This is a genomic window from Corallococcus sp. AB030 (assembly GCF_003668965.1).
Taxonomy (GTDB): Bacteria; Myxococcota; Myxococcia; order Myxococcales; family Myxococcaceae; genus Corallococcus; species Corallococcus exiguus.
The window spans coordinates 21,411-29,495 of record NZ_RAWQ01000134.1 but is presented as its reverse complement, the minus strand read 5'-3'; the positions used below and the strand labels follow the sequence as shown (position 1 = coordinate 29,495).

The 8,085-nt window shown below is 70.0% G+C and carries 4 protein-coding genes; 1 reads left to right on the top strand and 3 read right to left on the bottom strand.

Annotated elements, in window-relative coordinates; all coding sequences use genetic code 11:
* The first annotated feature begins 128 nt into the window (after nucleotides 1-128).
* Nucleotides 129-1,841: a sodium:solute symporter gene (locus tag D7Y15_RS27750; protein WP_121754459.1), complete on the top strand. Its 1,713-nt coding sequence runs from the start codon at nucleotides 129-131 to the stop codon at nucleotides 1,839-1,841.
* A 399-nt stretch (nucleotides 1,842-2,240) separates the two neighbouring features.
* On the opposite strand, the gene D7Y15_RS27745 is transcribed toward D7Y15_RS27750, so the two are convergent.
* The 3 genes from D7Y15_RS27745 to D7Y15_RS27735 all read right to left on the bottom strand — a co-directional run bounded on the left by D7Y15_RS27745 (nucleotide 2,241) and on the right by D7Y15_RS27735 (nucleotide 8,082).
* Nucleotides 2,241-2,990, bottom strand: a complete 750-nt coding sequence (locus D7Y15_RS27745; protein WP_199745992.1) for a hypothetical protein — start codon at nucleotides 2,988-2,990, stop codon at nucleotides 2,241-2,243.
* 221 nt (nucleotides 2,991-3,211) lie between these two features.
* A complete protein-coding gene (locus D7Y15_RS27740) occupies nucleotides 3,212-6,973 on the bottom strand; it encodes a bifunctional serine/threonine-protein kinase/formylglycine-generating enzyme family protein (RefSeq protein WP_121754458.1) in 3,762 nt (1,253 codons plus the stop codon).
* Nucleotides 6,970-8,082, bottom strand: a complete 1,113-nt coding sequence (locus tag D7Y15_RS27735) for an ADYC domain-containing protein (protein ID WP_233605110.1) — start codon at nucleotides 8,080-8,082, stop codon at nucleotides 6,970-6,972. The genes D7Y15_RS27740 and D7Y15_RS27735 overlap by 4 nt, the downstream gene beginning before the upstream one ends.
* Nucleotides 8,083-8,085 lie beyond the last annotated feature (3 nt).

Genomic DNA, 8,085 nt, shown 5'->3' with positions numbered 1-8,085 from the left:
CCCGCGCGCCGGCCCGAGCTCGATGACGCGCCGCCGCTGCTGGGCTCCTGGCGCAACATCTACATCCTGGTGCTGGGCGCCTTCGTGCTGTTCGTCGCCGTGTTCTGGGGCCTCACCGAGGCGTACGCGTGACGGGGCTCGACTGGCTGGTCCTGGGCGGGACGATTGCGTTCATCGTGGTGTGGGGCCTCTGGAAGTCCCGGGGGCAGGCCACCAGCGACGAGTACATGCGTGGAGGCCGTGAGCTGCGGTGGCCCACCATTGGACTGGCCGTCATGGCCACGCAGGCAAGCGCCGTCACCTTCCTCTCCGTCCCCGGGCAGGCCTACGAGGACGGGATGCGCTTCGTGCAGTTCTACTTCGGCCTGCCGATCGCGATGGTCATCATCAGCGCGGTCTTCGTGCCCATCTACTACCGGCTGAACGTCATCACCGCGTACGAGTACCTGGAGTCGCGATTCGACCTGAAGACGCGGCTCTTGGGCGCCTTCCTCTTCCTCATCCAGCGCGGGCTGGCCGCGGGCATCACCCTCTACGCGCCGTCCATCATCCTCTCCACCATCCTCGGTTGGCCGTTGGAGCCCACGGTCATCGTCATGGGTGCGCTCGTCATCCTCTACACGGTGACGGGAGGCTCCAGGGCGGTGAGCCAGACGCAGAAGCAGCAGATGGTGGTGATGATGGGCGGCATGGTGGTGGCCGCCGCGGTCATCCTCTGGCGCCTGCCGGAGCACGTGTCGTTCGGCAAGGCGGTGGACGTCGCCGGCGCGTTCGGCCGGATGAACGTGGTGAGCTTCGACTTCGACATGCAGGACCGCTACAACTTCTGGTCCGGCATCACGGGAGGTCTGTTCCTGTCGCTGTCGTACTTCGGCACGGACCAGTCCCAGGTGGGCCGCTACCTGACGGGCCGCTCCATCTCCGAGAGCCGGCTGGGGCTGCTCTTCAACGGCGTGCTGAAGATCCCGATGCAGTTCTTCATCCTCTTCGTCGGGATTCTCGTCTTCGTCTTCTACCAGTTCAGCACGCCGCCGCTGCTCTTCAACGACGCGCTGCGCACCCGCGTGCAGGGCACGGCGCAGGCGGCCGAGTACGCCGACCTGGAAGCGAAGTGGGAGCAGGTCCAGTCCAGCAAGCGCGCGGAGGTGGAGCGCTACCTGTCGGCCGTCGAGTCGGGCGACGTGGCGGCCGGCGAGGCGTCACGGGCGCTGCTCCAGGGCGCACAGCGGCAGGCGAGCGAGGTCCGCAAGGAGGCCAAGGCCATGGTGGCGCGCGCGCTTCCGGGCGCGGAGACAAAGGACTCGGACTACATCTTCATCGCCTTCGTGAAGCGCTGGTTGCCCAGCGGGCTGTTCGGGTTGCTCATCGCCGTCATCCTGTCCGCGGCCATGAGCTCCATCTCCAGCGAGCTGGTGGCGTTGGGGACCACCACGACGGTGGACTTCTACCGGCGGGTGTTCCGGCCCGACGCCTCGGACCGGCATGTCCTGGTGGCGTCCAAGCTGTTCACCGTGTTCTGGGGGCTGGTCGCGGTGGCCTTCGCGACCTTCGCTTCGCTGCTGGACAACCTCATCCAGGCCATCAACATCCTGGGCTCCATCTTCTACGGCACGGTGCTGGGCCTCTTCCTGGTGGCCTTCTTCGTGAAGCACGTGCGCGGCCATGCCGTGTTCGCGGCGGCTGTCATCTCCCAGGCGACGGTGATTGCCCTCTTCTTCCTCTCCGACGTGGGCTACCTCTGGTTCAACGTCATCGGCTGTGCGCTGGTGGTGGTGCTGAGCCTGGTGATGCAGGGCGTCCTGCCGCGCGGTGAGACGCCGGCCCCGGCGACGGGGGCCTGAGGCTGGAGCTGGGCCTGGTCGCCGAGCCATGCCCGACCCGAACTCCCGGCGGAGGACCTCGCAGGCGAGAAGTTCTCCGAAGGCGACGAAGGGGAGGGCACCGGGGGCGGTGCTTCCGCGGCGGTCACCCAGTGCAAGCGCGCGTGCAACAGCAACTGCAAGGGCGCCACGAACAAGTCGAAGTGTGTGGGCGAGTGCCGCCGTGCCTGCGACTGAGTGCTACGGAATGCGCCCCCTTCGTTGAGGGCTGACCGGGACGTGGATACACGGGGGTTGAAGGAGGCGAAGCGGACCTTGCCGCCCTCATGGGGCTGCCCCATGCATTCACGAGGAATGGGGGAGCGCCGAACCGACCTCAGGCGCACCTCCCGAGGTCGTTCGAGAATCATGGGCGCGGGTTCAGGGCTTGACGCTCCACGTGTTGTCGTCTTGCAGTGTCGCAGTGAGTGAGTAGACATTGGCCGGGTAGACGACCGGAGCCGTCTGGGTGACGGTCTGGATGTCCAGCACCGTCCCCACTTTCTGGTCAACCCCGGCCGCAACCCAATACGAGGGCGTGGGCGTAAAGACATGCTTGAGGTTGGTGCCGGCCTGGGTCGCGTACGTCCCGGCATCCCCCATTCCGATGCCCACCGAGAACTGGGAGTTGGGGACGTCAGACTGATCGTAGATGGTCAAGGTCCCGAGGGCGCCGCCGGTCTTCGCCGGAGTCAGGTTCGGGCCAGGCGTCACCGAAAACTGGGTCGTGTCCCCGACTGAGGGATCCGCATCGATTGACATCCCTGCCACGAACGACGCGCCGGGCTGCAGGACACCCGTCTGTCCCCAGAGGAAGGTGTAGTTGATCGTCCACTTGAAGGTGATCTGTGCTTTCGGCACGATCATGTACGGGCTGGCGAGCCACGCCAGCGAGAAGATGTCGTTCGTCTGCTCCGGAAACGTCTGATACACATAGAAAATCCACGGCTCGGCGGATTGATTCACCATGGTGAGGGTGTAGGTCGTGCCGTCGGCGGCCGAATTCACAGCCCCCGCCTCGAAGCCATAGGGATTGTCTCTTCCACGCGCCTGTGTATCCACCTTGGCAACGTAAGCGCTCTCATCTTGCGGGAGCGTCATCTCGGGCGACACGTCCATGGCAAACATCATGGGTTTCTCTCCGGTGGGGTGACTGCTGTTGGTGGGTGTGTCTGAACAGGATGTTCAAGGGGGTTGAGCGTGGGCTCGGGCGTCCCCTTGAGCACGCGTCGTGCCAGCCCACGTTGACGCGGTGACGGCAGTGACAGCCGTGGCGGTGGTCGCGCTGTCGCGTGCACGCGCCTGTCCTGGACATGTCCGGACATGTCCGGACGCGGACGGCTTCAGTCTCGTCAGGGGGCGTGTCGCGGAAGCGGGGCGGGCGCGCAGACGCGGAGGCCGATGCGGATGTCCCTCGACCAGGGCTCGTTGGGCATGCGCGAATTGGAGCGGTTGGAGATCCGGTCGTAGTACCAGGACCCGCCGCGGGCCACCGCCTCTCCGGGCTCGCGGACCGACCGCACCCATTCGATGACGTTGCCGGCCAGGTCCATCACCCCGAAGGGGCTGGCGGAAGCAGGGTGGGCCCCCACCTCGTCTGGACCGAAGCCCAGCGGTTGCCGGCCATAGGTCTCATCGAAGTTCGCGTCGTCCGGCGCGAGCAGGTCGCCCATGGGAAACAGGCGGGCGTCCGCGCCACGCGCCGCGCGCTCCCACTCGTATTCGGAACACAGCCGGGCTCCCGGAACGCGCCCGGAGCGGTCCAGCCATGCGAGGTACGCCCGTGCGTCCTCCAGCGAGATGGCCGAGATGGGAAAGCGCAACCAGTCCTGCACGGCCCTGTGGGCGCGGCCCGGGTAACGGATGGGCTCGCCGCTGCTCGCGAAGAGGGGGTGCTGCGTGGGCTGCAGCATGAGCCGCCAGCCCGCCTTCTCCCGGGTGAGCGCCAGCGCGCCGGCCGTGGAACGCACGCCGGGCGTCCGTCGCCTCCGCTGGTCCGGTGTCAGCGCCTCAAGGAACGCGAGCCACTCGGCGAACGTCACCTCATGGCGGGCGATGAGGTACCCCCCGGTCGTCACCTGCCGGAGCGGGGGCGCCTGGAGGAACTCGCGCCGCAGGGCCTCGTCGTCGCTGCTTCCGAAGAGGAAACGGCCCGGCGGGACGTAGACGAAGCCCTCCGGGACGTCGGCCGCCCGCGGCAGGGGGATGCGCGCCCGCAGGTCCTCTCCCGAGGAGAGCACCACCGGCAGGACCGCGCGCGTCAGGCCCGGCGCCTGGAAGGTGAGGACATAGGACCCCGGGCCCGTGGCGAGGGCGTGCGACGCGATGGGCGTCGGGCCCAGGGAGATGCCTTCGGACAGCCTGGGCGCTCCGGGCACGCCCGTGTCGTGCTGGAGCAGCACCTCCGCGCCCGGTGGCTCCGTGGCGAGGTCCAGGACCGGCGGTGCGAGGAGCTGGCGTTGGCCGGTGCCGTCGTCATCGAGGCTCGCCAGCCTGCGCAGGGCTTCGCGCCGCTGTCCGGGACGGAAGAACCACTCCGCCAGCTCCATGCGCCGGATCAGGACCTCCGCGAGCAGTCCGCGGGCCTCCCGCCGCGAGCCGTCCAGCAGCAGGGCGGTGTCGAGCGCCTGCGTGGCGCGCTGGTAGGCCTCGTCCGCGCGGCCATCGCTCGTTCGCGCCTCGGCCCAGGTCTCCTCCGGCGGCCCTCCCTCTGCCACGGCCGGAGCTCCGGTGAGGGCGCGCTCCCCTCGCGCGTCCCATGTCTGGAAGGCGTCCGCGCGCGAGGCCTTCGCCGCGGAGTGGTGGGCCCGGGCTTCGGTGATGGACGCCCGGGCTTCATCCAGGTGCTCCTGCACGGTGCGCTCCAGCGCGTGGCGGCCCTTGAGCCAGGCCGTCCCCCCCGCCACCATCGCGGTGAGGGGCAGGGCCAGCGCCAGCCCCAGGCGCCGCGCGAAGGTGCGCCGGAGCGCCCGCCGCGAGGCCTTGAGGAATGCAGCTTCCCGCCGCGTCAGCGCGAGGTTGCCGGCCGCGGTCACCGCGTCGAGCTCACGCCGGCTCCACAGCGCCGAGGCGGGGCGGTCCGCGCGCTCCCAGCCGGCCGCGGCGAGCCTCACCCGTTCGAGCAGCTGCCGCTCCTGGTGGGCCGCTTCAAGCCATCCGCGCAGGGTGGACCAGCCCGCGAGCAGGGCTTCGTGCGCCACCTCGTGGACGTGCGCCTCGCCTTCCTGCCGGACCACGACGAGCCGCGCCCGGACCAGGGCCTCCAGCGCGATGCGATTCGCGGAGGTCTCCGCACCGAGCTCCCCGGTGGTCCGCCGGACCCGGGCGCCTTCCGGGCTGATGAGTCGCAAGAGCAGGCCGCGAGCCGCCAGGCGCGCATCGGGGGCCAGCGCCGCCAGCGCTCCGTCCGCGTGACGTCCCAGGGCCCCGGCCACGCCCCCGAGCGCCTCCAGCGACGCCTCCCGGATGTGCTGTGTCACCCGGTCGCGGGCATCCCACAGTTCGGCGAGCGTGAACTGGAGGATGGGCAGTCCTCCCGGGGCGTGGGCGGAGGACGCCACGAGCGTGTCCACCAGGGCCTCCGTCTCGAACGCGACGCCCGTCACGCGCGCCGGACCGACCACGGCCTCGCGCGTTCCTTCCGGGCCCAGCGGCTTGACGAGGAAGAGGGCGCGCGCCACTTCATCCTCCAGCCCCGGCAGCGCCGCCAGACGCGTGAAGTAGTCCCCTCGCACCGTGGCCAGCGTGCGCACCCCCCGGGCCAGGATGGCCAGGTGCCCGAGCACCTGCGTGAAGGCGGACGCCTCGTCCGGCTCGCTCTGGGTGAACAGCTCCTCGAGCTGATCGATGAACAGCAGGGTGCCCCGCATGGGCCCGGCGGCGCGCAGGGTCCGTGCCATCGCCGCGGGCTCACGCCGCACCTGGGCGGCCAGGGTCTCCTCGGACAGGCCGAGCCGGCTCGCCACCGCGGCGACCAACGCCGTGAGGGGCCGGCGCCCGGGCATGAGCGACAGCACGGTGTAGGCACAGCCGTCCTCGAGCCCCGCTTGCGTGACGAGCGGCGCCACTCCCGCCCGGCACAACGAGGACTTGCCCACGCCCGAGTCCCCCGCGACGAGCACCAGCGCCTGGGCGCGAAGCCGCTCATGGATGGCGCGGACCTCCGCGCCGCGTCCGAAGAAGAACCCCCGGTGCTCCGCCTCGAAGGCCTGGAGCCCGCGATAGGGATTGCCAGGGGGGACCGGCACCGGGGCGCCGTCCTCCTTCAGGCTTTCGAGCTCTGTGCACAGTGTGTCGGCGGAGGCGAAGCGCCGTGCCGGATCGTATTCCAGACACCGGAGGATGATGGCGCGCAGGCGGACGCCGAGCCCGCTCTCGGAGGGCTCCGGCTCCGGGTTGGGTGCGCGCGCTTCGGGGGCCCTGGGTTCGTCCACCGATCCGCTCGCGGTGAGCTCGTCGAAGGGGCGTTGGCCCGCCAGCAGCTCATGAAGCACCATGCCCAGGCCATAGACGTCTCCCCGCGGGCCGGGCGGTTCGCCACGCAAAGCCTCCGGCGCCATGTACCCGCGCGTGCCTGCGATTGGGACGGTGAGCCGGGCCGCGGGCGCGGCGTCCTCCGGAGCCGCCGTCCAGGAGAGGGCGAGCCCGAAGTCGACGAGCTTCACCTCGCCATCTGGAAGCACCATGACGTTGTCTGGTTTGACGTCGCGGTGGAGCACCTGCGCGCGGTGCGCGGCGGCCAGTCCCCGTCCCAGTCCCAGCGCGATGGCCAGGACCCGCTCCGGGGGGAGCGGCGTGGACAGGCTCCCCAGGGAGTCACCGGGGAGGAACTCCTGCACCAGATAGGGGTGGGAGCCCACTTCCGAGACCCGGTACACCGTCACCACGTTCGGATGGCGGAGGCGGGCGAGCGCCCGGGCCTCGGCGAAGAGCCGGTCGCGCTGGCCCGGGCCGGACCGCTCCGCGCCGATGAACTTGATGGCGACCCTCCGCTGGAGTGCCGTGTCTTCAGCCAGGTAGACGCGGCCCATTCCCCCCTGGCCCAGCAGGCGGATGAGGCGGTACTCGTCGAACGCAGGGGGAGGCTCCCAGCCCTCCGGGCCGGAGGCGCTCAAGGCATCTGAGGAAACGCGCAGTTCCCACCCTCACAGGTCTTGGGCCCGAGGGGATCCCCGCCGCACGAGGGACAGCGGGTGCGGAGCCCGCCCCCCGACCCATCGTCCGTGACGCAGTACTCGTTCTTCCAGGTCTGGGTCAGCAACAGGAAGGGCACGCCCCCATCGAAGTACTCCTTCAAGGGGGTCCCCGCCTTGCCGGGCTGCTGGCAGTCGTAGCTCGCCTTCAGGTGCGCTCCTGGCGCCCCGTGGATGCTCGAGAGGGGGGCGGGGGCGTAACGCGGCCGCAGACAACTTCCCCCGCCTGGCATCACCCCGAAGGGCAGGGCGCCTTGCTCGTTCCAGGCGGCCTCGAAGAGCAGCGGCGGGAGCCCTCCGCCGTCGAGGGTGTCCTGGGTCTGGATGCCATGGCCGTCGACGAAGTCGACGTAGGTGCCCTGGCACGTGAAGGGCTCGCCGTCACCGTTGTAGTCGGCGCGCGCGGCCCGCACACACGCCTGGAACAGCCGCGCGAGCGGGGGGCCTCCCTCCCACTCCTGATCCGGGAGGTAGCCCCAGTGCGCGCAGACGCCGACCGCGCCCGTCGTGCAGCTCGCCGTGAAACAGGGCGCGTCGCCGCCTCCGTCGTTGAAGCCTCCATCCGGCATCCAGCAGCCGGGGATGATCACGGCCTTCCCTTGATAGAAGTCGCCCGCGTCCGGTGAGCATTCATTGGGGTTCTGCGTGCGATAGCCCTTGCCGGCGCAGACGTTGCGGTTCAGGGCGACATCGGTCACGGTATAAAACTTGAGCCTGGCGCCCGCGTCTTGAAGGACCGCGGGCAGGCACGGGTCCACGGGCGGGACCTCGGTGATTCGATAGGGCCGCTCATCGCTGCCCGTCCAGATGCCGACGACACCGTCGAACCGTCTCCGGAAGAAGACGCTGCCGCCATCGACTCCAGTCCAGCCGGTAGGGCTGGGCGCCTGGGGGTTGACGTGATCCGGTTGGAGGGGCGTGGCCGGGCGGGAGGCCTGGGCCCGCGGCCCGGAGGCGATGGGCACGGCACAGTCCTGGCCGCTCAGCGCCGCCATCAAGGCCATCATCGACAGGGGAAGCAGAGAACGCATGGG